Raw genomic sequence first — 24,056 nt, 5'->3', positions numbered from 1 at the left:
ATGCCTACGTCACGCTGTCCGGTCACGTCTTTGACCGGACCTGGATGAAGCCTTGACGGATACCGCACCGTAGGCACGGTGCCTCCATGGCAAAGAATCCCATCATGACCTACTTTGAAAATTCGATCCTGACGATCCCGACTGCAAGGCCAACGCATCAGTCCAGGACCCCATGCGAATTGGCGGGTGGCGAATCATGCGCTGTGGCGTCGGAGTGCATGGCGATCGAGACCCCGAGGTGTATTCCGAATGCCAGCCGCGCCAAACAACTTGAATTGGCTGCAGCAGCCTTTCGTCGCTTTGAATGGATTGACGCCCTAGACCCATCGACTATCGAACTCTTCCTGAGGGAAGGAAAGCTGCAATTTGTCGAGCGCGATCAAGTGATCACGCGCCGAGGCGACAAGTTCGATTACCTCTGGATCGTCCTGAGTGGAGCGATCGAAGTCAGCATTGTTTCGCCAGAAGCCCGTAAGCAGATTGCCAGCTTCATCAGCCATGGCGAATTCATCAACCTCGTACCCTATCTGGACGGAGGCGTGGTTGCTTATGACGCAATCGCAAGAACAGATGGCCTGCTGCTTGCGGTAACGCGCAATACCGCCGAGACGGCGCGCGCGACCGACCCCGGCCTGACGCGTCTTTTGATCGACAAGCTTTGCTACAGGGCCAGAAAGGTTTACCAGCTGCTCCCAGATCATTCGCTGCTTTCACTGAGAAAGCGCTGCATGATGACCCTGCTGTACCTCGCCGACACGTTTGGCCTGGATACGGGCAAGGGAAAGTTTATCGGGCTGAAAGTTTCCCAGGGCGAGCTTGCTGACGTCGTCGGATGCTCAAGACCCAAGCTCAATCTGGAAATCAAGGAATTGGAGCGCGAAGGACTCATCGAGATCTTCTACTCGCGCATCCGCATTCTCGATCACCCCCGGCTGCTAGCGCTGGCCATGGAATAAGAAGGAACCAGGTCTCGTCCCGGGACCTGGCTACGGCACATCGGCGGTATGGCGCAACGTCAAAGGCGCCATCGTTGTGGATCGTGCTCACAAGCCATCGCGTGCCCTTAGCCATCCATCGCAATGGACGTAAGCAAAGGCTCATCCATGACAATGATCTGGGAGTAGCGGATCAGAATGATCCGGTCATGCTCCAGTAGCTTCAACTCGCGATTGAGGACAGGACGTGAGCACCCCACATAGTCCGCGAGTTGGTCCTGGGCCATTTTCATGGCCAGATGAATGCCATCATCGCGTGGCACACCGAATTGATTCACCAGATGGAGCAGGATGCGGGCCAGGCGTTGGCGAAGCGGCAGCAAGTGACTGTCTGCCAGGCTGAGGTAGACGCGCCGGGAACGTTGCGAAAGCAATACGATGACGGCCGAATTGAAGGCGGCATCGCGACCGATCAACGTGGTGACAAGGGATTTGCTCAGCTGAAGGGTCGACGAGTCGCACACAGCGACCGTGTCGTGCGTGGCAGGCACGTTATCCATGAGGGGTACAAGATTGTACAAGTCACCCGTCGTTACGTACCCCGCAATATGCCGCCTGCCTGAGCCAGCCGTGTAACTGACTTCAAGGACACCATGGACGACAAGAGTCAGCTGATCGATATGTTCGCCAACGCGGGAAAGCGTTTCGCCTCGCTTTAGCTCGCGAACGGTCGACTGGTCCAGGATGGCTTCCAACGTATCCGGGAGGCAGCCCGCACACCACTCCGCCTGTTGAATGGCGTTACGAATCTGCAAAAGACGCTTTTGACCACCATTGCCCGTCGCCTCACGATTGTCCATAGCCACCCCTTACGGTAGGCGGTGTCACGCCCGGGTCCATTTACCAACACCCATGTGAAAGGCGCGCCTGCGGCGCTGGAGGCTCATGTCTACAGGAGGGGGCGATCTCCGGTGCGGGCAGCACGCCCTCATCGTGGGGGAAGGTCGTCAAGGGCGCCGTGCAGGGATCCAGGCTACCCACAGGGTCATTCAAAACACCCCGAGGACGCGGTTTGCAGGAAGCGAGGGTCAGGCGGTGCTGAATGATGCACAGGCGCAGGAGATCCCGCGGTGGTGCTGCCGCCGTCAGGGCAAACGGGCAGCCGGGATAGCTGAAGCTATCACGCTAACTAACTCCGCTCCCTATTCGGCCCTGCAGCCCCAGCGCTTCTGTTTGCGCTGGGGTGGGGAGCCGCCATTGCTATGACGCCTTTCGATCGTAGTAGGTGGAGTCACTCACTACCCGGTGATCCTTGATCGTGTAAACCGACATGATCCGAACGCTGATGGGTTTATGCCCCGGATCTTTCATATGACCGGACAGGACAAACTGAACGTAGACGCGGTTTTCCGTACTGTCGATGGAAACGATGCTGTCTTTGGCGTCAGGTATCGCGTCGAAAATCCATCGGTAGGTATCGGCGATTTTCGAGTTGCCAACAAGTTCCGGGTAGTCTGGGCTACGCAAGATGGCGTCGCTGGCATAGAGCGTTTCGATAGCGGCGGCGTCATGCCGGTTGAATGCCTCAAATTTCAACTGAACCGTCTTTACTGGCTCAAGCTGTGATGTGCCGGGGCCTGACACAACCGGACTTGCGGCCATGGACCATGTTGGCGCCAGGACACTGCATACAAGGCAAGCGAGAAAGTTCTTCGTGACTATTTTCATAAGCATGAGCTCTCGGTTTGCGTGGTAGTAGGATGAACACCACGGAAGGGTGCCTCGCTGAACAACCTCATGCTTTCGCCCTCCCTCGGCATTCCACCCTCTAATTGCATCGCGGGTCACGCGAAGATGATTGGAAAAACCCGACATGTGAATGCGCAGCAGGGCGCCCCGGAAAGCCCGCCTGATCGGGGGGCGTTCGGCCAGGGCTGCGGTGTACTGCACCATTCGCCAACGCCAGGCACTTACCAGCACACGCGCCATGCGCCACCGGAAGAACTGGCCGGATGGGTCGAGCATTTCTGGCTGGAGAAGTGGGATCTTCGGGGGTGCTCGCCTCAGACGCGGGTCGTGCTTCCGCATCCGTGCGTGCATCTCGTGTTCGCGCCCGGCCGCTCGAAGGTTTACGGCGTTCAGTTGCGTCGCTTTTCGAGGGAGCTGAGCGATCAGGACAGCATTCTTGGCATCAAATTCCGGCCGGGCGCGTTCTATCCCTTTTTCGGCAAGCCGGTCAGCCTGATCGCCAATTCGTCCGTCATCGCAGAACACGTCTTCCCTGATGCCAAATCCGCTGAGCAGCGCGTGCTGGCATGCGGCGATGATCACGCCATGGTGGCAGCTGCCGCCGAGTTCTTGATCACTCACCTGCCCGTGCGTGACCCAAACGTGGAGATCGCTAGCCGTATCGTTGAGGCCGTAGTGAATGATGGATCGATCACACGCGTGGAGCATCTCACTGCCCGTTTTGGCCTGTCAGAACGCAAACTCCAGCGGCTGTTTCATCGGTATGTAGGCGCGCCCCCGCGCTGGGTCATCAAGCGCTATCGCGTGTATGACGTACTCACTCAGCTCACGGCGGGCGAGCTCGTGGGGGCTGCAACACTCGCGCAGAACATGGGCTACTTCGATCAAGCGCATTTCAATAACGACTTCCGAAAGACGGTCGGTTGCTCCCCCGGCCAATACGTGGAATCAGAGTAGTGCGTTGCAGCCAACTCAGCCTGCGGAGCACAGAAGAACGTCACGGAGTTTCGTCACAAGTAAGATTTTGCGACGCCGTATGGACGTCCCATGGGATCGGGCACGATCGACAAAGACAAGGGTAGACTGGCCGCCACGCTGTCGGGACTTTCGAAGGATCACCATGACCTCCGTTCGCTTGACCGATCTGGCTCACGGTGGCGGCTGCGGCTGCAAGCTCGCGCCTTCCGTGCTTCAGCAGTTGCTTGCCGACAAACCGGGGGCGATGCCGTTTGCACAGCTGCTGGTGGGTACCGAATCCAGCGACGATGCGGCCGTATGGCAGGTGGATGAGCACACTTGCGTCATAGCTACCACCGACTTCTTCATGCCGGTGGTCGATGATCCTTTTGATTTCGGCCGCATCGCTGCTGCCAACGCGCTGTCCGATGTGTATGCCATGGGCGGCAAGCCGATCATGGCGTTAGCCATCCTTGGCATGCCGTTGGGCAAACTGGAGATAGAGACAGTCCGCGCCATTCTTGCCGGCGGCGAGGCCGTCTGCGCACAGGCGGGCATTCCGATTGCGGGGGGCCACTCCATCGATTCGGCCGAACCGATTTACGGTCTCGCCGCCATTGGTTTATGTGCGCCGGACAACGTGCGCCGCAACTCGGGTGCGCGAGCAGGCGATGCCCTGATACTGACCAAGGGCATCGGCGTCGGCATCTATTCGGCGGCCTTCAAGAAGCAGGCGCTTTCCGCCGAGGCCTATGCGGAGATGCTGGCTTCAACCACGCTGCTCAACCGCGTTGGCCATGCGCTCGCCAAGGGCGAAGACGTGCATGCGATCACCGATGTCACGGGTTTCGGCTTGCTCGGTCACGGCATGGAAATGGCCCGCGGCAGCGGTGTGCGGCTCAGGATCGAACAAGCCCGCATTCCTTTTTTTGCTCAGGCCGAAGCGTTGGCCGAAGCGGGCTATGTGACGGGTGCGTCCAGGCGCAACTGGCTCAGCTACGGCGATGACGTCGCCCTGCCCTCTGACCTGCCGGAATGGCGACGCGCCTTGTTGACCGATCCGCAGACCTCGGGCGGCCTGTTGATTGCGTGCAAAGCGGATCGCGCTGAGGCGATCTGCTCGATGATCGAAGATGAGGGCTATCCGCAGTCGCGTGTGATTGGTGCAGCGGTGACAGGTGCGCCGGGCATTGAAGTGGTGTGACCAGAGCGCCCCCGTTTTCTCGTCATTCCGGCGTAGGCCGGAGGTGCTTCACAACAGCGGAGCTGGTCATCCAGTAGCGGTGTCGCTTGGTTTTCGCGGCCACACCTAAAGAGTGTCGTCCCGTCGCGAAAATCTCTCGTGGCCGCCACTGGATGACCAGCTTCGCTGTTGTGAAGCGCTTCCGGCCTACGCCGGAATGACAAGCGAAAGTGGCGGAAGAGAATGGGAGTCGAACCCACCCGAGACAGTCTTATCTGCCTCACCCGGATTTGAAGTCCGGACGCCCCACCGGAGACGATTCTCTTCCATGTACTGCAGATGCAGCGGAAGCAGCACCGAACAAATCGAGATAACGCGCCTGAATGCTGCGCAAGGTACCGCGGTTGAGCGTAACACCCTGCCGATCAAAAAATTCAAGGATCTGGATGGCTACTTTTCGGCCATTGTCGAGACGGTCGCGAAACTGCGCGGCGGTAAAGCGGCCATCGGGGGCATGGACTGCGATATCCGCAGCAATCAGCACCATCTCATGCGTGGTTGTGCGAAGAAAGTAATGATCGTGTGCCACTTCATCGACCAGCCCCAGACGAGCCGCGAATTTCAGCAACTGTCTGATGTCCTGCTCCGAACGCGCCAGTGTCCCGGCGATGTCGCGCACGCGTGGCGGGCGGAATCGAACATCGTCACCTAGTAACGGCGCGACCGTCTGCCACAACGCCTCGCGCTCCGGACTCAGTTGCAACGAATGGCTGGCGAGCCGCACAAAGGCACCATCGCGTACCACCTGGCCCGCAAGGTCCGCATGCTGCAGCGCCAACGCAAAGGCCACGGAAGGAAGCCGGAGCGACAACGCAAGCCGCAATCGTTCCCGCCCCATGCCCTGCAGGTCGGGGCAGATGGCGTGGAAGTTCTGGAGGCGCTGAAGTACATCCGCAACAAAGCTTCGCCAATGCACTGGGCTGACAGCCATGCGCCCTTCGTCGAGATCGAAGGTCACCGGTGCAAGGGCTGATACCAGGTCATCGCTACTCGTTGCGGACAACGCGCGATCCCGGGCGAAGGCAGAAAGATTCCAGGCGAATGGCGGCGTGTCGAGTAAGGCGGCAAACGCCTCTTGCGGATCAGCGATAGCCAGTGCGGCACGTTGAGCCTTGCGTTCGGCGGTACGGCGTTGACGCGCCGGCGGATGCAGATCGATGAACTGACCACCACCGATGGTGCGTCGCGCGGAGACATCACGCAATACGAAAGGATCCAGCGCAGCGGTGGCAATCGGCCGATCCAGTACCAGTTGCACATCTGCAGTGTGGCCCGGTAGCAGCTTGTCACCATCGAGCACGACGACACGAGCACCGGTTTCGGCGGCGCCATGATGCAGCCGGGCCGGAAACCATTGCCCCACCGATCGGGATTCACCCGGAAGAAGGCGCAGACGAGCATCGATCCGGTCAGTGGGCGCATGCAGGAGCGCATCGACCACCATGTCGCCGCGACGAATCGTATCTTTTGCTATGCCTTCGCCGGTGAGGTTGAGCGCGCAACGGTCCCCTGCCCGTCCACGCTCGACCGGACGGTTCTGTGCATGCAGCGAACGCACACGCGCCGTGAGCCCGGACGGGCTCAGCCGCACGGCATCCTTCACGCGCACTTCGCCGGATAGCACGGTGCCGGTCACCACCACGCCAATACCGGTCAGGGTGAACACGCGATCCACGGCAAGACGAAAGCGGCCATCGGCAGCGCGCTCGCCCAATGCATGCGCTTCGCGGGCGAGCCGATCGCGCAATGCGTCAATACCGGAGCCCGTGGTTGACGACACCGGCAGGATATCGGCGCCCTCGAGCACGGTGCCCGCTATTGCTTGACGAATCTCCGTTGTTACTTCGGTCAATCGTGACGGTGTCGCCAGATCGGCCTTGGTCAGCGCGATCAGGCCGCGCCTGATCCGCAACAGATCCAGAATCGCCACATGTTCGAGCGTTTGCGGCATGACGCCGTCGTCCGCTGCCACCACCAGCAAGGCCACATCGATGCCACTGGCACCGGCCACCATGGTGTGTACAAATCGCTCATGTCCGGGCACATCGACGAAGCCGAGCACGGAGCCATCGTCCAATGGCAGATACGCGAACCCCAGATCGATGGTGATGCCACGCGCCTTTTCTTCCTTCAGGCGATCGGCATCAACGCCGGTCAACGCTTTGACCAGCGCGGTCTTGCCATGATCGATATGGCCCGCGGTGCCGACAATCATGGATGACGCGCAGCCAGATCACTGATGTCGAGCTGCGTCCATGTGGTCAAAAAGAGAGCCTCGTCCGCTTCGGCCAGACAGCGAAGATCCAGATGCAGGGCGCCATCGGCGATACGTCCGATGATGGGTCGTGGCAGCGTGCGCAACGACGCAGCCAACGCTTCCAGCCTGCGCTGGCTGCCACGCGGATGGATGAGCAACGCGGTACTGGCGAGTGTATCCGTCGGCAGTGAGCCGGACCCGATCTGACTGAGGCAATCCCCCACCTCAACCACGAATGCACTGCCAAGCGCTTCGGCCACGCCCGCTTGCAGGCGGCGAGCCTGCGCTTCGATATCGGCCTTGCTGCGCGCCAGAAAACGCAACGTGGGCAGGCGTTCGGCAAGACGGTCAGGGTCACGATAGAGTTTGAGCGTTGCCTCCACGGCGGCCAACCGAAGCTTGTCCACGCGCAGCGCACGTTTCAGTGGATTGCGGTTGATCTGCTCGATCAACGCGTGATCGCCCACGATGAATCCTGTCTGCGGACCGCCCAGCAACTTGTCGCCGGAAAAGGTGACCAGCTGCGCGCCTTCGGCCACGGCCTCTCGCACCGTAGGTTCCCTGGCAAGCCCGTAGCGGGAGAGATCCACGAGGCTGCCGGAGCCCAGATCGTTCAACAGTGGCACGCCAGCGGCTCTGGCCATGTGCGCCAACTCGCTCGCGGCGACGTCCGCCGTGAATCCCTGGATGCGGTAGTTCGACGTATGCACCTTGAGCACGAGACCCGTGTGCTCGTTGAAGGCGTTGCGGTAGTCGGCGGCATGCGTGCGATTGGTGGTGCCTACCTCGACCATGCGTGCGCCAGCCCGCGCCATGATGTCCGGCATGCGAAAGGCGCCACCGATCTCGATCAGTTCGCCACGCGACACCACCGCCTCGCGGCCCAGCGCGAAGGTGTTGAGGCAGAGCAGCACGGCCGCGGCGTTGTTGTTGACCACGGTGGCGTCTTCGGCACCGGTCAATTCACAGAGCAGCGCCCGCAGATGGTCGTCGCGTTCACCGCGCGTGCCGTTGGCAAGGTCGTATTCCAGCGCTACGGCGTGGCGCATCGCCTGCACCGCGGCGTCGACCGCCGCTTCGGCCAGCACGGCGCGGCCGAGATTAGTATGCAGCACCACACCGGTGAGATTGAACAGCGGACGCAGGCCCGGCATCTGCGCATCGAGCAGGCGCTGGGCTTGTTGCGCCAGCTCGGTGACGTCAGGTACGGCAGAAGGCGCCGTGCGCAACACATCACGCGCATCGTCTATGACCTGGCGAATGGCGTGGGTGACCATGACGTGGCCGTAGCGCTCCACCAGCAACGCCCCCTCACGGGTCGCCAGCACGGCAGCAACCGCAGGCAGATGGCGAAGGACGTTGACCTCGGGTTCGGCCATGGCGCTCATCCACTGACACCGCTGGACGCCCAGACGGCAATTTGGGAGTTCGGCGATGGAAACTTGATGGCCCTTATGCTGCTGGGTGTACGGCGCAAGGTCAAGGCAAGCGCCGGTTTTGGCGGGTCTTATTCCGCCACGGCTTCGCTATCACCCATCAGCAGCAGCGGATTCGGCGCGTGGCGAGCGAAACCCTCCTCGGCAACCAGCAGGTCGAGGCCCAGCGAGGCGAGATCGTCCGCATAGGGATCGGCCTGCATGTCGCGAAGCGGGTAAAGCAGCTTGGCGTAGGTGTGGCAGTCGCCGCAGGTCTCAGCCTTGATCAGGCCAGCATCGCCTTCGATGCCTTGCAGAAGCAGCTGGCGCGTACCGCCGCAGGTGATGCACACGGCGCGCACATGGTTCCACGCCGTCGAGCACAGCGAGCAATACAGATAGCGGGTACCCGGGGTGACACCAGTGGCCGTGATGACGCCGGTTACAGAAGGCGAGCCACAACAAGGGCAGAGCCCGCGCTCTTCGAGCAACCGCAAGTCGTCGGCCCTGAACTGCGCCGCGGCGCAGGTGAAATAGACCTGCAGAGCCGCGGCCACGAAGACGGCCGCACCCGCATCCAGCGTCGCCACGCTTCCACGCAGAAACTGATCGGCCAGCTGGTCAAGCGTCGCAGCATCGCTGCGCCGCAATTGCTCCACGGCCTCCTGCGCAGCAAGGGGTAGCGCGTGGCTGTCGATGCGTTCGAGCAGCAAGGCGAGTCCTTCGCGCCACGACGCGTCGCGGCGATGACCATCCGCCGCCAGCGGCGGCAAACGCGCATCGACGGCTTGCGCTACCGCCTCTGCACTGAGCGCCGTGGCGGGAGCGAGCGTAGTGGCCGTCGCATGCTGCGCCCAGGCCAACGTGGCCATAAAGCGCAACCAGGGTTCCAGCGGATGCCCGGCAGCCAGTTGTTCCAGCCGTTGCGCGGTCGCCGCAAAGCGTTTGGCAGGATCGGCGAGAAGAATCGGATCGGGTGATTTGACGCCCGCGTGCGACGGCCCGGTCCATTTGCTGTCGGGTGGAGCTTCGGCCTGCCTCACGGACGCTTCCTGATGATGTTTTTGCCATGCTGACCAGACGCCAGCTCCTCCAGCCATTTGCGATGGTGACGCCACGCCCATCCCGGCGTCACATAGCCCTGCGTCATGGCACGCATGGAATCGCGCACCCAGATCGCCGCATACACATGGACGATCCACACAATGATCGCCGCGATCGCCGCGAAGCTGTGGATCAGCACGGCGGCGCGTTGCACAGGAATCGGCGTGGATTCGCCGAAATACACCTCCCAGATCACCAGGCCGGTGAGAAACAGCACCGGGATCAGCAAGGTCATCGACCAGAACACCAGCTTCTGACCCGCATTGTTACAACCGACCGGCGGCGCATGTTCTTCTTCATTGACCATCACAAACTGCGCCGCTTTCAACCAGGCGAAGTCCTCTTTGCGCCAGATATTCTCACGCCAGAACTGCACGACCAGACCGGAGTAACTGATCAACAGCGCGATACCCACCCACGGATGCATCGCCCGCGTCCATTGCCCGCCGCCGAACAGGCCGGACAGGAAGAACAACATCGGATGGAACATCGACAAGCCCGACAGCACCATCACCACAAAGCAGATGGCATTGATCCAGTGGTTGACCCGGTTGAGCGTGGTGTACCGGGTGATCACGGTCTTCGACGCGCTCATGATGACTTCTCCGTTTCCGATTCGCGCAGAACGCGCTCGCCTTCCGCCTCGTCTGCTTCGGTTACCTCGTTCGGGCCTTCGGCCACCCAGTGGAACAAGCCCGCCAACGCGGCCATCGCTACACCCACCATAGCAAGTGGCTTCACGATGCCTTTCCACACCGTCACCATCGGGCTGATCTGCGGTTTGTCGGGCAGCCCTGAGTACAACGATGGTTTGTCCGCGTGATGCAGCACGTACATGACGTGCGTGCCGCCGACTTCCGCCGGGTCATACAGGCCAGCTTTTTCAAAGCCGCGCGATTTCAGATCGATGATGCGTTCCTCGGCCTGATGCGTCATGTCGGCCTTGGAGCCGAACATGATGGCGCCGGTGGGGCATGCTTTAACGCAAGCCGGCTCCAGCCCGACCGTAACGCGATCTGAGCAAAGGGTGCACTTGTACGACTTGTGGTCGGTCTTGCTGATGCGCGGAATATCGAACGGGCAGCCTTTCACGCAGTAGCCGCAGCCGATGCATTTGTCGCTGATGAAATCCACGATGCCATTGGCGTACTGCACGATGGCACCGGGTGCCGGGCAGGCTTTGAGGCAGCCTGGATCCTCGCAGTGCATGCAACCGTCCTTGCGGATCAGCCACTCAAGGTTGCCCTGCTCGTTCTCGTACTCGGCGAACTTCATCAGGGTCCACACGCTGGGCCCAAGATCCGCAGGGTTTTGATAGGTCCCTTCGAAGTGACCGATTTCCGGCCGCAGATCATTCCACTCCATGCACGCCGTCTGGCACGCCTTGCAGCCAATGCAGCGGCTGACATCGATCAGCTTGGCCACCTGCTCCTCGTGACTCCGCGCCGACGGAGGCGTCATCGTCGATGCGGAGCGGCGGACATAGTCTTGCGATTGCAGATCTGACATGGCTATGTCCTCAGGCCGCGACCGGTGCGCTGGTCTTTTCGACGTTGACGAGGAACGCCTTGAACTCCGGCGTCTGCGTGTTCGCGTCACCTACCGACGGCGTCAGCGTGTTGGCGCCGTATCCCTTTCTTGCCTGTCCGGTGAAGCCCCAGTGGATCGGCACGCCGATCACGTGCGTGGGCTTGCCATCCACCGAGAGCGGCTTGATGCGCTTGGTCACATACGCCTTGCACACCACCACGCCACGCTTGGACGTCACCTTCACCCAGCCGCCCTGCTCGATGCCCTTCTCCTTGGCCAGCACCTCGCCGATCTCGATGAACTCCTCCGGCTGGAGGATCGCGTTCATCAGCCCATGCTTGGTCCAGTAGTGGAAGTGCTCGGTGAGGCGATAGGTGGTGGCCACATACGGGAACTTGTCCGGACTGCCAAACGCCGCGCGGTCGCCGGGGAACACACGGGCCGCCGGGTTGTTCTTCACCTTGGGATGCAGCAGGTTTTCCACCGGCGATTCCAGCGGCTCGTAATGCTCGGGGAACGGCCCTTCCGCCATCAGCTTGCGCGCAAACAGGCGGCCCAGGCCTTCGTCGTTCATGATGAACGGACTGACACCCTTCGATGGATCCAGCGTGGGTGTGTAGTCGGGCACGTCGATGCCCACCCAGCGCGTGCCGTTCCAGGAAATGACCGGCTTGGCCGGGTTCCACGGCTTACCTGACGGATCGGCGCTGGCGCGGTTGTAGAGAATGCGCCGGTTGGCCGGCCAGGCCCACGCCCAGTTCGGCGCAATGCCCTGCTCGCGCGGATCGGTGGCGTCGCGTCTGGCCATCTGGTTGCCCTTCTCGGTGAAGCAACCGGAGAAGATCCAGCAGCCGGACGACGTGGTGCCGTCGTCACGCAATTGCCCGAAGCCATCCAGCAACGTGCCAGCCTTGGTCACTGCACCGCTGGCCGGGTCGGTGAGATCGGCCAGCGCGCGGCCATTCATTTCCTTGGCCAGTTCTTCCGGATCGGGACTGATGGGATCGGTGTACTTCCATGTCAGGTTGAGCAGCGGATCGGGGAATGCACCACCTTCCTTGCGATACAGCTCGCGCAGGCGATGGAAGATGCCGCTCATGATCCAGATGTCCGACATGGACTTGCCCGGGCCATCGGCCGCCTTCCAGTGCCACTGCAGCCAGCGCGCGGAATTGACCAGCGAGCCGTTTTCCTCGGCAAAACACGTCACCGGCAACTGGAACACTTCGGTTTGAATTTCAGCGGAGTTGGCCGGGTTCTGCGGGCCGAAGTCCTGCCAGAAGCGCGAAGTCTCCGTGTCCAGCGGATCCATGGTGACCAGGAATTTCAGCTTGCTCAGGCCGCGGCGGATCTTGCCGCGATCAGGAAACGCCTGCAGCGGATTGAAGCCCTGACAGATGTAACCGGTCATCTGCCCGTTGTTCATCATCTCGAACGCCTTGATGATGTCGTACAGCGGTATGTCGAGCTTCGGCAGCCAGTCGTAAGCCCAGTTGCTCTCCTGCGTGGCGGCGTCGCCATACAGCGCCTTCATGAAGCTCACGAACAGCTTGCGGGTGTTCTGGTAGTAGCTGATCTGACCAGGGCGCAACGGCTTGAACTGCCGCGTCGACATGTAAACGTCGAAGTCGGTTTCCTTGTCGGTGGGCAGGTTCATGTAGCCCGGCATCTGGTTGGACAGCAAACCGACGTCGGTCAACCCCTGGATGTTGGAGTGCCCGCGCAAGGCGTTCATGCCACCGCCCGCGACGCCGATGTTGCCAAGCAGCAACTGCACCATCGCCATGCTGCGGATGTTCTGCGCGCCCACCGAGTGTTGCGTCCAACCCAGCGCAAACAGGCTCGTCATCGCCTTGTCTGGCGCGGCCGTGCTGGCGATCAGCTCGCACACGTGCAGGAACTTGTCCTGTGGCGTGCCGCAGATACGCGACACCATCTCCGGCGTGTAGCGGGACACGTGCTGCTTGAGCAGGTTGATGACGCAGCGCGGGTCCTGCCAGGTGTCGTCGGCCTTGGCGAAGCCGTCCTTGTCCAGCTCATAGTCCCAGCTCGACCTGTCGTAGGTTTGTGTGTCCTCGTTGTAGCCGCTGAAAAGGCCGTCCGTGAACGTGAATCCATCCTTCACGATCAGGCTCGCATTGGTGTATGCGCGTACGTATTCGTGCTGGATGGCATCCTTCTCCAGCAGGTAGCGCATCACGCCACTAAGGAACGCGATGTCTGTGCCCGGACGGATGGGCGCGTAGTAATCGGCCACCGACGCCGTGCGCGTAAAGCGCGGATCGACCACGACGAGCTTGGCGCCGTTCTCGATCTTTGCCTCGATCACCCATTTGAAACCGCACGGATGTGCTTCGGCGGCGTTGCCACCCATCACAATCACGACATTGGCGTTCTTGATGTCCTGCCAGGTGTTGGTCATCGCACCGCGACCGAATGATGGGGCCAGACTGGCCACCGTCGGTCCGTGTCAGACACGCGCCTGGTTGTCGAACACCACCATGCCGAGAGAGCGCACCACCTTCCACGTGAGGTACGAGGTTTCGCTGGACGATGCCGACGCCGCCAACATACCCACGCTGGTCCAGCGGTTGACGGTGGTGCCGGCAGCGTTCTTGGCGATGAAGTTTTTGTCGCGATCGTCCTTCATCAGCCGTGCGATGCGGTCGAGCGCGAAGTCCCAGGAAACATCCTTGAACTCCGTTCCGCCCGGCGGCCGATAGCGTGGCACCTTAAGGCGCGTGGGCGCATGCACCACATCGAGCAGCGCCGAGCCCTTGGGGCACAGCGTGCCGCGATTCACCGGATGGTCCGGGTCGCCCTCGATATGAATGATGTTGGAGCGCGCATTCTTGGCGCCGTCACCCATGCTGTAGATCAGAATGCCGCAGGCGACCGAGCAATAAGTGCAGGTGTTGCGCGTCTCTGTGGCTCGGGAGAGTTTGAAGGGCCGAACGGCGGCGGCTTGCGCCACCCCGGAAGCCCCAAAGCCGAGCATGCCCAGACTTGATGCTGCCAAGCCCAGGCCGGTGAGTTTGATGAACTCGCGGCGCGTGAGTGCCATCGACGTGCTCCCGGGAAATCTGGCTGGACATACCGCCCGGTGGTTAGGCGGCGGACGTGGCTCGAAAATCTCCGTGGCCGTGGCGGAAATGACACCGCCACGTGGTCAAAAAGGTAGCACAAATTGCCGGGAGCGGCGGCCGGATTCCCACGGTTTCACGCCATCTTCGCGAATCCCGGTGGCAGCCGAATGGCCAGGAAGCGCGCGCCGCCCCCTCTTATGGAAAGCCGCCGTATTCGGCATGGGCCGGCGCGTGCCCAAAGTACGCGAACGTCATTACGGTGTGGATGCGTCCACCACCTCGATCGCCGTGACATGACTTATCCAGCGATCGGTGCGCTTATCCCCAGGCACGACCAGCCTGAAGGGTGCGCCCTGCTCCAGCGGCTTGCCATCCTTGGTATCGGCGAGGATCACCTCGGTTTTCCCATAGTCAGGCGCAAGTTCGGCTGCACTGAAAACGACCTGAGCACCATTGGCCGCGGTGACGCGCACAAACCTGGCAAGCGCGCGCCCATATAACGAATCACCCGAAGCCACGCACACGCGCTCGACGATATCTTCAAGCGCCACGCCCTGCCACGCGCTCTGTGGCTCGCCATTGGCAGCGGTCTTTACCGTCGTTCGTGGAAACGCCGCCAACGCCGCACGATCCAGCGAATACGCCGGTTTGCCATCCAAAGACAACTTGATGACGGGAGGATCCAGTAACCCCGAGGCGGGCTCCCCCGCATACGCGGACAACACCATGCAGCAAAGGAAACCGCCTACCACCCAAGGACGCATGGCCTGATCCTCCTCTGACAACACGCTATCGCCACGCCACCGCCCCCTGGGCTGGCCGACGTGCAAGAACAGCTTACGCCGGTGGCGTGCCAAGGGCGCACATGTCTATTACGGCGTCCGCTTCGGGTCGGAAGTCGGACAAGTGCTGGACGCGCAGCATTCAAACGTTGAGGTATTTCGGTAGCACCTCCACCAAGAAGTCGACCATAGCCCGCACGGCTGGTGACGTGCCGGATTTCGAGGGACGCACAAGGCTTAACGTGCCTTGCGGCACATGCCAGCGAGGCAATACATGTACGAGTAGTCCAGCCGCAAGCTCGGCGCGGCATAGCGGTGTAGGCAATGCGGCGACGCCAACTCCCGCGAGCACGGCGGCGTGAATAAGCATCGCATCATCACAACGAACGCGACGATGAAATGGAACGCTCGCCAAGAGACCGTCCTCTCTGCTTAGTTTCCATACATCCAGAGTGTCCCGCCGTTGCAGCTGCAGGCCGCTCATTCCCTCGATATCCTTCGGCTCATTGGGCAACCCCTTGGGGAAGAGTTTGGGGCTTGCGACGAGGATCATCCTCGTGTCGGCGACAGCACGCGCGACGAGTGTTGAACTTTGCAACGGCGCGGTGTGACTTCGAAGCGCGATGTCGAAGCCTTCCTCGATGATGTCCACATAGCGACTGGTCGTCACCAGCTCCACATCGATCTTTGGATACGTTTTGAGAAAGATGGGCATGATGTCCGCCATCACCATGCGGACAACTCCAGCAGCGCAGGTCATGCGAATCCTCCCGGCCGGCTCCCGCACGCGCAATTGCGCCGTTTGTCTGGCTGCGCGCACTTCCTGCATCACGCGTTCACAGTGTGCTTGAAACTCCTCGCCGGCTTCTGTCAGCGAGAACTTGCGCGTGGTCCGGTTGGCCAGTCGCAACCCAAGCTCCTGTTCCAGCACCTGGAGACGCCGGCTCAAGGTAGCTTTCGGCACGCCGGTTGCTTCGGCAGCGGCGGAGAAGCTTCGCTTCTCGGCCAGTACTGAGAAGTAGTAGAGATCGTTCAGATCGAGCATGGCCATTGTCTCAGCAGTGGCACAGTCAATCCATCTTAGTCCGATTTTTCGGCGCGTTGAGAACCACTAGATTCTCACTGCAGCCAAGCTGGACCGCGGCAGCCCGGGGATGTCGTCTATCAGCCCTCGAGGCATGCTCGGTTACCGGCGAGACACCGGAGGACACACTCGCTTGAACGTGCATATCAAACCCACCAGCCACCTTTCCTGCATGATTCCAGAGGGTGCCGGTGAGCTTTTCAGCCGGATGGCGGATCACTTTGATCGTCACCCGCTCAGCTTCTGGTCGCTCATGGGTCAACGCCTGGTCGAATTGACGGAGCTGAAACCAGGACAGCAGGTACTGGACATCGGTTCTGGCACAGGAGCCGTGTCGATTCCAGCCGCGCAAGCTGTCCATCCGGGCGGATCGGTACTTGGCATCGACATTGCGCAACGCATGGTCGATGTCGCCGGGCGCAGGGCCCGCGAGGCTGGCGCGCCTCGCTTGAGCTTCCATCATGCGGATGCCCACACGTTTGCCAGTCACCGGCGGTTGGACGCCATTCTGGGGGGCTTTTCGCTGTATTTCATCGAGGACATGCGCGCGACCCTCAAACGATTTCAAGACTGGATGAAGCCCACCAGTAGCTGGTCGTTCTCGTTCTGGTCGCGACTGCCCTTTGCGCCTCTTGGAGATATGTTGCTGGAGGATCTTGGCACTTTGTTTCCCCACCTGTCCGCCGACGTCGAGGCATTTCGTCACAGGGCGGCCGACCAATCGACGCTGGCGAGCTTGTTCTCGGATTTTGGTGGCCGCGTTTCGGTTGTATCTGAGCTACACCATTTTCCCGTCGGAACCACCGACCTGTGGTGGAACTTAGTCATGCACAGCGACATGCGCCTCCTCATCGAACACATCGATCCCCAGCAGCTTGCAGGATTCAAGCGACGTCACTTCCATCGCATTGAGGAATGGTTTGGCAAGAATACGTTCTTGACCGTAGAACTTCCGGTGCAGTTCGCCATCGTCAGGTTCTCGCGTCGTGTGGAACCCTTTTTTCTACTTTAAAGATACGGATCTTCATAGCGCGAGCCCGACTCATCAACTGACGTGCTCTCTTTTTTTTGCGATCCCAGCGGCGCCAGCCTGGATGGCTGGTACCGCATCACCGGCCGCGCCATGCATGCGCGTCATTGCGACATCGCCTCGATTCATCACGAGCCGACACGCGCCCATCTTGAAAGAGCGAACGCCCTTGAGTATCAACCTGTGAACGGACCACGTAATCCACTCGATCCAACATCCCCGATCGATTCATCAGCAAACGACACGACTCGAATCCTCTTCGGTCGCATCGCCAACCAGTTCGACCGGCCGCCGCTGGACTTCTGGTCGCTACTCGGCAAACGTCTGGTAACGCTTGCGGATATTTCGCCCGGGCAGCATGTGCTCGATGTTGGCTCTGGCACGGGCGCTGTCGCGATGGCCGCGGCTGCCGCGGCGTATCCCGAAGGGTCAGTGTTGGGCATCGACATGGCACCGACGATGGTCACGACGGCACAGCAGCGTGCCCGCGAAGCAGGTATTCCGGGCTTGCGCTACCTCGAAGCCGACGCAGCGACCTTCATACCGGACCGCCGATTCGACGCCATCCTTGGCGGCTTCTCGCTATTCTTCCTCCCGAACATGGAAGACGCCCTGTGGAGATTCCGCCAGTGGATGGCGCCGCGCGGAAGGTGGGCGTTTTCGTTCTGGGCCGAACGGGGCTTTCCGCCGCTGGGCGAAATCCTCCTGAAGGACCTCGCCACCGAGATCCCCACGTTGCCAGACGAGATCGCGGATTTTCGTCACCGTTTCGCCAACCCTGTCGTGCTGATGGACCTTCTCAGCAGCTTCGGCGGACGCGCGTCGCTCATCAGCGAGGCACCGCCATACCGCGTGGCCAGCCTCGAACAGTGGTGGCTACTGGCCAACAACTCGGGCCTGCGGGGCTTTATCGACCGCATCCCACCGGATCGCCGCGAAGCCTTCAGGCAGCGGCACTTCACGAACATCGAAAACGCACTCGGCAGGAACAACTGCTTCACCATCAACCTGCCTACGCACTTCGGCGTCGTCCGCTTCGACTGATACGACATCGCATCTTCGCGGCATCGATATGGACATCGCGAAACAAAGGGGACGGAGGTAGTTAATTCGCGACGATGGACTTAACTACCTCCGTCCGCTATTCGGCACATGTTGCTTTCGGTACTCCGCCGGGGTGACGCCAACGTGCTTCTTGAAGGACCGCCGCAGCATGTCGGCATTAGCAAAGCCGCACTTGGAAGCAACGAGCTTGGGCGTATCGTGCCCACTTTCGAGAAGCGTGCGAGCTGCCGATACACGGGCGGTCTCAACCCACGCCGCAGGTGTAATACCCACCTCGGCATGGAAGAGACGCGCGAAGTGGCGGGGACTTAGACCTGCACGCTTCGCCAAGCTGGCAATGCTGTGGTCCAAATCCGGACTCGCAGCCACCCAGCGCTGCGCCTCCTGTAGCGCCGCGCGCCCCAGGGGGCGCGTTTCGCCCTTTCGACTGAACTGCAATTGCCCTCCTGGCCGCTTGAAGTACATGACCAACTGGCCGGCGACTCGCTTTGCAATAGGGCGGCCCAGGTCTTCCTCCACGAGCGCCAACGCCAGATCCAGGCCCGCAGTAACGCCCGCAGCAGTGCGCAGTTTCCCGTCGCGGACATATAGCGCATCTTCGTCGATCTGCAGCGTGGGATAAGTACGCGCCAGGTCCGCCGCAACTGCCCAGTGGGTAGTGACGCGACGCCCATCCAGCAATCCCGTCTCCGCAAGCAAAAAGGCGCCTGTGCATATCGAGCCATAGCGTCTACTGCGCTTGGCGGTCGTTCGCAGCCACTTCAGCAGATGGGCCGGCAGGGCCATTTTTCCGGCGTTCGGGGCTCCGGCCACCAACAGGGTATCGATGCGCTCAGCGCATTCGCCCGCGACCTCATCCGGCAGCAGGCGTGCGCCGGACGAGGTGACGATGGGGCCCCGCTGACATGCGATGACCTTAAGCGCATAGAACTCCCTGCCTGCTTCGACATTCGCCTGTGCAAACACGTCTAGCGGTCCGGAGACATCAAGCAACTGCACCCCTGGTATGGCGACGACGGCAACAATTTTGGCCATTGGGCTACAGCCTCCTACGCGTCCGCATTTCGCGCTAAATGGCAGTATATGACGTATCGCGCCTATTGAGGCCATCGCTGGCCATTCTGACAATGAGTGTGCCCAGCCAATGGAGATCAACCATGTCCCTCAATATCAATGGCATTGCTATTCCCGACAGCCAGCTTTCCCGTGAAATCACCGATGTAGTCCGGGATACCGTCTCGCCGCTGCTCTTTCACCATTCCAGCCGCGTGTATTACTTCGCCGCACTGGCCGGCAAGCGCCGCGGTCTGAAATTCGATCCGGAACTACTCTATTGCGGCTGCATGTTCCACGACATGGGGCTTTCTCATCGACACAGCAGCCCGAATGAGCGGTTCGAGGTGGACGGCGCCAACGCCGCTCGCGACTTTCTGAGGAACCACGGCATTGAGCAACAGGACGTTGACACCGTGTGGACGGCCATCGCGCTCCACACCACACCTGGGATACCAAAGCACATGCATCCCCTGATTGCGTTGGTTACTGCCGGCGTGGAGATGGACGTGCTTGGAATCGCCTATGACCAATACGGCGATGCTGAGCGCGACGCGGTCGTGCGCACCCATCCGCGAGGAAATCAGTTCAAGGAAGAGATCATCCAGACGTTCTATGACGGCATCAAACACAAGCCCGACACCACCTTTGGCAATGTCAAAGCGGACGTGCTTAGAGACAAGGAAGTGCACTTCCATGCCGGGAACTTCTGCAGCGTGATCCGCGGCTCCTCCTGGGTCGCTTGAGGCCAACTGCCTTCTGGTCCATTCCCTGGGAGCACGATCACGAACGACAATTCCAGACTTTCCCGTCTGGCTCAGGTGAAAGACGTGCCAGAGAACGAGCGAAACAAAGGGGAAGGAGGTAGTTAATTCGCGACGATGGACTTAACTACCTCCGTCCCCTATTCGATAACGCGACGACTAGAGCAAACCATCGATGGGAAGCAGGCGAAGAAGCGTCACTTCCGCGCGTCGTTTGGTAGTTGCACCGGGATCGCTCTCATAAGTCACCGGCCTGCCATCATCCGCTGCCTGCCAGATGAGGTGGTGAGAAGCCGGATCGATCGTCACCTTGTACGCATTGGAAGGCTGCGTCGCCGTATGGAAAAAGTCGCTGATGGCGCGGGCCAATCCAGGCGAATCCACGATGACGCCCATTTCCGTGTTGAGCAATTTGGATCGCTGATCCATGTTGAGCGAGCCGATGAAGACTTGGCGGTTGTCTACGACAATGGTCTTGGCATGAAGGCTGATACCTGACGATTTGCCGATGGATGTGGATGGCTGACTCTGGCCTGACGTGGGTTTGAGTTCGTACAGCTGCACGCCGCCTTCGACCAGCGCCTTGCGATAGTGCACATAGCCCGCGTGCGCCGCCGTCTCGTCTGTCGATGCGAGTGAGTTCGTCAGTATTTTGATGGACACACCACCCTGTACCCGCGATACGAGATGCTTCGTGCCGGCATCACCAGGGATGAAATAGGGCGTCGTCGCCAGTATCTCGTGTTGGGCGCCGTCCAGCATGGTCTTGAGCCGGGGGCCGATGCGCAATGTCGGCACATCGCCAGTCGTCTCGACCTTTTCAGGCTGATCGGCCACGAGCTCAGCATCGCCCCAGAACCAGGTGCCTCGCTTATCGGCGGTCGGCCCGTTGGGTAACTCTTCCAGGACGGCCTGCGCATAGTCCGATTGTGCGAATGCCCGCACCTCCTTCTGAAGAATCAACCGTGCTGCAGCGAGGCGCTGGCCAGAGCTATCCGTCTTCTTCAGCTGGTTGAGTGGATAGGCCGCATCGCAGTTCCAGTAAGCATCGAACGCTTCGGATGCCTGTTGGACCACGGGGCCGATGGCGACGACGTCGAGATCGCGGAAGTGCGTGTCGCTGCTCGCATCGAAATAGGGGTCGCCAATGTTGCGACCGCCGATGACAGCCACGTTGTTGTCGACGATGAATGACTTGTTATGCATGCGCCGATTGAGGCGTCGCCACTCCAGCATGAGCTGAGCGGCACGGGACAGCAGGGTCGGATTTCGCGTCTGGAACGGATTGAATAGCCGAACGTCAATGTTCGGGTGCGAGTCCAGTGCCTCAAACAGATGATCTTTGTCATCAAAATTGTTGTCGTCGATGAGCATCCGGACACGTACGCCGCGATCGGCCGCGGCAAGGAGATGCTGCATCATCAGATGCCCGGTCATGTCATTGGCGAAGATGTAGTACTGCAAGTCGATCGAGTGCGCGGCATGATCGGCAAGCGCTATCCGGCTGAGCAGTGCGTTCGTGCTCAATGTCAGCAACCGAAAGCCTGATTGGTTCGGATGCTTGGCCACCTCCGAATGGTCGTACTTCGCCGATGCCGTATCGGCGGCTGCCGGCAAGTGGCGAGTCTCCACTTTCTCGGCACTGGGCGGGAGTGTCGAGCACGCCTGAAGAAATAGGCAAAGGATCGTGAAGGCAAACACGACGATCCAGCGATCTGTCCGCATGCTTACACCCTCGAATGGGCCAGCCAGTCCGCGGCTCGTGGATCGTTTATGCTCCGATTACACCATCCGTTTAACATTACCAGCCCGTATCCTGGCTGACTACAGAAGTTAGTGCCTGCTTGATAGGCCCGAAGATCAAAGCGAAAAAGGGGACGGAGGTAGTTAATTCGCGAGGATGGACTTAACTACCTCCGTCCCCTACTCCCCAGTTTTGTTTGGTCACTGGATCGCGCAGGCGGAGTTCTTCGCTGTGACACCCTTAGAAGCCTCTCTCTGTTGGGCCTTGAGCGCTTGCCAAACGGTCATCTTGTAGTTGAGGTCACCGCACTTCGAGTGCATGGCCACGTATTCGGCCAAGGCTCGCCGATCCGCAGGCGCCAGCGATTTGATCAGCTGCTTGGCGTTTTCTGGCCGGTCAATCTCTGCGAGCGGCAAGTCCCAAGCGGTACCACAACCAGTGAGAGCCGCGGCAATGATCACTGCGGCGAGACGAAGGGTTTTAATCTTCATGGCGTCCTTGCCAGTTGTTGGGTTGTCGATGCGGTTACTTCTTCAGTAGGCCGGGGGAAGCGCGCACTTTTTAGGCCGATCCGGAATTCGAAAAGTGCACTCTTACCCCAGTTTTGATCGTGTCCGCTTTGGGTCGGAAGCGGGCATTTAGCATTATTGCGATTCAGGCTTGCCCGGCCTGACCGATAGAACAACCGCAACGCCAAAATTTATAACCAGGGCACCAATGAACCAAGGCAAGCATGGCAGCAAGTAGTTCTGCATGTCCGCCATACCCTGGTGATACGCATGGGAGCACGATGCCGGAATGCCCTGAACTGACACGTCAGCAAAGGTCACGAAGAAGCGGCTTCCTACGACAGACAGGGCAACAAGATTCAGCACAACCAAAGCCGGCAACGTGTATTTCTTCATTCACATCTCACTTTTCATTAGGCCCGCTTCGGGTCGGAAGCGGACCTTAGCCATTACGCCACAAACACGTCGCCTACCTCAGTGCCCAAGCCTATCAAGCGACTCCAGAGTAAACGCCTCCGAGGCATAAGGGCATCGATCAGCGTCTGTAACGACCAGCCGATACTGCTGAGTTCGGCTTGCTCCGTTGATGATCAAATCCTGGACAGAATAATAAAAATGCCACGCCGTATTGGGGGATACGGTGTACTTGCTGTTTGGCCCCTCGTATTCCGACAAGCTACGAACGTCCCTCGACCAAGTGCCGCCATCCTTCCGTTCAAGCGCAACAGAATGGGGATGAACAACCCAGAACTTCGTTGCGTAATGGTCTGCAAACACCTTGATAGCCTTACCTGACCTGTTTGACAGATCAAATTCCGCATACAGAAGCCTCGTCCCTTGAATGCTCAACTGCCTCTGACCAAGAGCGCTGATCGCAACCTGCGACTCACCGGGCGTACAGATCACATTGCTTCCCGCTGCCACCACCGGTGAGGCGAAGACCGACAACACCAGGCCAATGGAAAGGACGGAACCGGCTATCTTCAATGGTGTATCCATTCGTGTTCCTAGCGACGATTAGCCCTAAGCCGCAAAGTCTGCATTGGGTCGGAAGCGGACCTAAACTTGCCGGACGCGGTAACGACTTTTCGCTCCCGCCGAAGTTAAAGGCGAGCCCCATTATTGGGATCGAAAGCCACCCTGCTGCCGTCAACACGCTCCACGACTAGCTGGCCTGCGGCATCCAAGTAGACTGCTTGCTCCCACTGATAGTGGGAGACCGTCTCCGTCATCTCGGCTGTACTTCGATAAAGGTCACCCAGCGTGACGGATTTAATTAAGCCTGCCGGTCCATAGAACAGCGGAACGGGCGTGCTCAGTGGCGCCTCTTTGGGAACCAGATTTAGGCCGCCATAGCCAATCACGACGCGCTGTCCATCGTCTGTGACGATTAGCCATCGCTGCCAACCTGGGATTGCCCACAGCGGGCCGGGCACACCCCGGCGCGTAATGCTCGTCATCTGAGTGCCAGGGTCGGACGCTGCGCAAAACTCGCCCGAGTGTGAGCACACAACGGTTTTAGTCGGCGGCGGCAAGGGAGCATCGGCCAAGGCCGTGCCCGCGAAGCACGCCAGGTAGACAAGAAGAAGCTTCCTATTCATAGATCTCCCTGATCTCTGCATGTCCGTATATGGACTCCTCCCCTTTGCCAAGCATCCCCTAGCTCTGGCGTCCGTGTCGACTGCACACGTATATCCGGCCTCTCGTTGCTGCACCGCTTAGGCGGTGCCGGGCCATGATGAGCTAGTC

23 protein-coding genes and 1 tRNA gene are annotated in these 24,056 nt (G+C 60.3%); 6 read left to right on the top strand and 18 right to left on the bottom strand.

Annotated elements, in window-relative coordinates; all coding sequences use genetic code 11:
• Positions 1-104 precede the first annotated feature (104 nt).
• The gene (locus tag OQE56_RS00115) at positions 105-956 is read left to right on the top strand and encodes a Crp/Fnr family transcriptional regulator (protein WP_267220367.1); all 852 of its coding nucleotides are present in this window, start codon (positions 105-107) and stop codon (positions 954-956) included.
• Positions 957-1,063: 107 nt separating this feature from the next.
• On the opposite strand, the gene OQE56_RS00110 is transcribed toward OQE56_RS00115, so the two are convergent.
• Both OQE56_RS00110 and OQE56_RS00105 read right to left on the bottom strand, forming a co-directional pair.
• Complete coding sequence (locus tag OQE56_RS00110) at positions 1,064-1,795, bottom strand: Crp/Fnr family transcriptional regulator (protein ID WP_267220365.1); 732 nt, start codon at positions 1,793-1,795, stop codon at positions 1,064-1,066.
• Between the two features lie 400 nt (positions 1,796-2,195).
• Positions 2,196-2,597 carry a nuclear transport factor 2 family protein gene (locus tag OQE56_RS00105; protein ID WP_267220363.1) on the bottom strand — a complete coding sequence of 134 codons (402 nt, stop codon included), beginning with the start codon at positions 2,595-2,597 and terminating at the stop codon, positions 2,196-2,198.
• 213 nt (positions 2,598-2,810) lie between these two features.
• Here OQE56_RS00105 and OQE56_RS00100 point away from each other — a divergent pair, with 213 nt between their 5' ends.
• A complete protein-coding gene (locus OQE56_RS00100; protein WP_267220361.1) occupies positions 2,811-3,641 on the top strand; it encodes an AraC family transcriptional regulator in 831 nt (276 codons plus the stop codon).
• A gap of 163 nt (positions 3,642-3,804) precedes the next feature.
• On the top strand, positions 3,805-4,845 hold the full coding sequence (gene selD / locus OQE56_RS00095; protein ID WP_267220359.1) for a selenide, water dikinase SelD: 1,041 nt from the start codon (positions 3,805-3,807) through the stop codon (positions 4,843-4,845).
• A gap of 210 nt (positions 4,846-5,055) precedes the next feature.
• Here the strand turns inward: selD and OQE56_RS00090 are convergent.
• The 10 genes from OQE56_RS00090 to OQE56_RS00050 form a co-directional block, all read right to left on the bottom strand.
• A tRNA-Sec gene (locus tag OQE56_RS00090) sits at positions 5,056-5,152 on the bottom strand.
• Positions 5,105-7,099, bottom strand: coding sequence for a selenocysteine-specific translation elongation factor (gene selB / locus OQE56_RS00085; RefSeq protein WP_267220357.1), 1,995 nt, complete (start codon positions 7,097-7,099; stop codon positions 5,105-5,107). Before selB ends, OQE56_RS00090 begins: the two co-directional genes overlap by 48 nt.
• Complete coding sequence (gene selA / locus OQE56_RS00080) at positions 7,096-8,529, bottom strand: L-seryl-tRNA(Sec) selenium transferase (protein WP_267220354.1); 1,434 nt, start codon at positions 8,527-8,529, stop codon at positions 7,096-7,098. The genes selB and selA overlap by 4 nt, the downstream gene beginning before the upstream one ends.
• Positions 8,530-8,648: 119 nt before the next feature.
• Entirely contained in the window at positions 8,649-9,599 is a 951-nt protein-coding gene (gene fdhE, locus OQE56_RS00075) for a formate dehydrogenase accessory protein FdhE (protein ID WP_267220352.1), read from the bottom strand.
• A complete protein-coding gene (locus tag OQE56_RS00070; protein WP_267220350.1) occupies positions 9,596-10,255 on the bottom strand; it encodes a formate dehydrogenase subunit gamma in 660 nt (219 codons plus the stop codon). The genes fdhE and OQE56_RS00070 overlap by 4 nt, the downstream gene beginning before the upstream one ends.
• Complete coding sequence (fdxH, locus tag OQE56_RS00065; RefSeq protein ID WP_267220348.1) at positions 10,252-11,169, bottom strand: formate dehydrogenase subunit beta; 918 nt, start codon at positions 11,167-11,169, stop codon at positions 10,252-10,254. The genes OQE56_RS00070 and fdxH overlap by 4 nt, the downstream gene beginning before the upstream one ends.
• A 10-nt stretch (positions 11,170-11,179) precedes the next feature.
• Complete coding sequence (fdnG, locus tag OQE56_RS00060) at positions 11,180-13,648, bottom strand: formate dehydrogenase-N subunit alpha (RefSeq protein ID WP_486599061.1); 2,469 nt, start codon at positions 13,646-13,648, stop codon at positions 11,180-11,182.
• A gap of 12 nt (positions 13,649-13,660) precedes the next feature.
• On the bottom strand, positions 13,661-14,254 hold the full coding sequence (locus OQE56_RS20155; RefSeq protein ID WP_486599060.1) for a hypothetical protein: 594 nt from the start codon (positions 14,252-14,254) through the stop codon (positions 13,661-13,663).
• Positions 14,255-14,530: 276 nt separating this feature from the next.
• Positions 14,531-15,040 (bottom strand): molybdopterin-dependent oxidoreductase, encoded by a 510-nt coding sequence (locus OQE56_RS00055; RefSeq protein ID WP_267220343.1) that lies wholly within the window; start codon positions 15,038-15,040, stop codon positions 14,531-14,533.
• A gap of 160 nt (positions 15,041-15,200) precedes the next feature.
• Positions 15,201-16,103 carry a LysR substrate-binding domain-containing protein gene (locus OQE56_RS00050; RefSeq protein WP_267220341.1) on the bottom strand — a complete coding sequence of 301 codons (903 nt, stop codon included), beginning with the start codon at positions 16,101-16,103 and terminating at the stop codon, positions 15,201-15,203.
• Positions 16,104-16,281: 178 nt separating this feature from the next.
• On the opposite strand from OQE56_RS00050, the gene OQE56_RS00045 reads away from it, so the two are divergent.
• Positions 16,282-17,154: a class I SAM-dependent methyltransferase gene (locus tag OQE56_RS00045; protein ID WP_267221823.1), complete on the top strand. Its 873-nt coding sequence runs from the start codon at positions 16,282-16,284 to the stop codon at positions 17,152-17,154.
• Positions 17,155-17,265: 111 nt separating this feature from the next.
• Positions 17,266-18,216: a class I SAM-dependent methyltransferase gene (locus OQE56_RS00040; RefSeq protein ID WP_267220339.1), complete on the top strand. Its 951-nt coding sequence runs from the start codon at positions 17,266-17,268 to the stop codon at positions 18,214-18,216.
• 84 nt (positions 18,217-18,300) lie between these two features.
• Here the strand turns inward: OQE56_RS00040 and OQE56_RS00035 are convergent, their stop codons facing one another.
• The gene (locus OQE56_RS00035; protein WP_267220338.1) at positions 18,301-19,272 is read right to left on the bottom strand and encodes a GlxA family transcriptional regulator; all 972 of its coding nucleotides are present in this window, start codon (positions 19,270-19,272) and stop codon (positions 18,301-18,303) included.
• A gap of 122 nt (positions 19,273-19,394) precedes the next feature.
• Between OQE56_RS00035 and OQE56_RS00030 the strand changes: the two genes are divergently transcribed.
• The gene (locus OQE56_RS00030) at positions 19,395-20,036 is read left to right on the top strand and encodes an HD domain-containing protein (protein ID WP_267220337.1); all 642 of its coding nucleotides are present in this window, start codon (positions 19,395-19,397) and stop codon (positions 20,034-20,036) included.
• A gap of 177 nt (positions 20,037-20,213) precedes the next feature.
• Here the strand turns inward: OQE56_RS00030 and OQE56_RS00025 are convergent, their stop codons facing one another.
• The 5 genes from OQE56_RS00025 to OQE56_RS00005 form a co-directional block, all read right to left on the bottom strand.
• Complete coding sequence (locus OQE56_RS00025) at positions 20,214-21,779, bottom strand: phospholipase D family protein (RefSeq protein WP_267220335.1); 1,566 nt, start codon at positions 21,777-21,779, stop codon at positions 20,214-20,216.
• A 219-nt stretch (positions 21,780-21,998) separates the two neighbouring features.
• Entirely contained in the window at positions 21,999-22,289 is a 291-nt protein-coding gene (locus OQE56_RS00020; RefSeq protein ID WP_267220332.1) for a hypothetical protein, read from the bottom strand.
• A gap of 153 nt (positions 22,290-22,442) precedes the next feature.
• Positions 22,443-22,703 carry a hypothetical protein gene (locus OQE56_RS00015; protein ID WP_267220330.1) on the bottom strand — a complete coding sequence of 87 codons (261 nt, stop codon included), beginning with the start codon at positions 22,701-22,703 and terminating at the stop codon, positions 22,443-22,445.
• A 78-nt stretch (positions 22,704-22,781) separates the two neighbouring features.
• Positions 22,782-23,306: a hypothetical protein gene (locus OQE56_RS00010; RefSeq protein ID WP_267220328.1), complete on the bottom strand. Its 525-nt coding sequence runs from the start codon at positions 23,304-23,306 to the stop codon at positions 22,782-22,784.
• Positions 23,307-23,410: 104 nt separating this feature from the next.
• Positions 23,411-23,908, bottom strand: a complete 498-nt coding sequence (locus tag OQE56_RS00005) for a hypothetical protein (protein ID WP_267220326.1) — start codon at positions 23,906-23,908, stop codon at positions 23,411-23,413.
• Positions 23,909-24,056 lie beyond the last annotated feature (148 nt).

The sequence above is a fragment of the Dyella silvae genome, from assembly GCF_026421305.1.
In the GTDB taxonomy this organism is placed as follows: Bacteria; Pseudomonadota; Gammaproteobacteria; order Xanthomonadales; family Rhodanobacteraceae; genus Dyella; species Dyella silvae.
The sequence above is the reverse complement of the archived record's forward strand: the minus strand, read 5'-3'. Positions and strand labels throughout refer to the sequence as shown.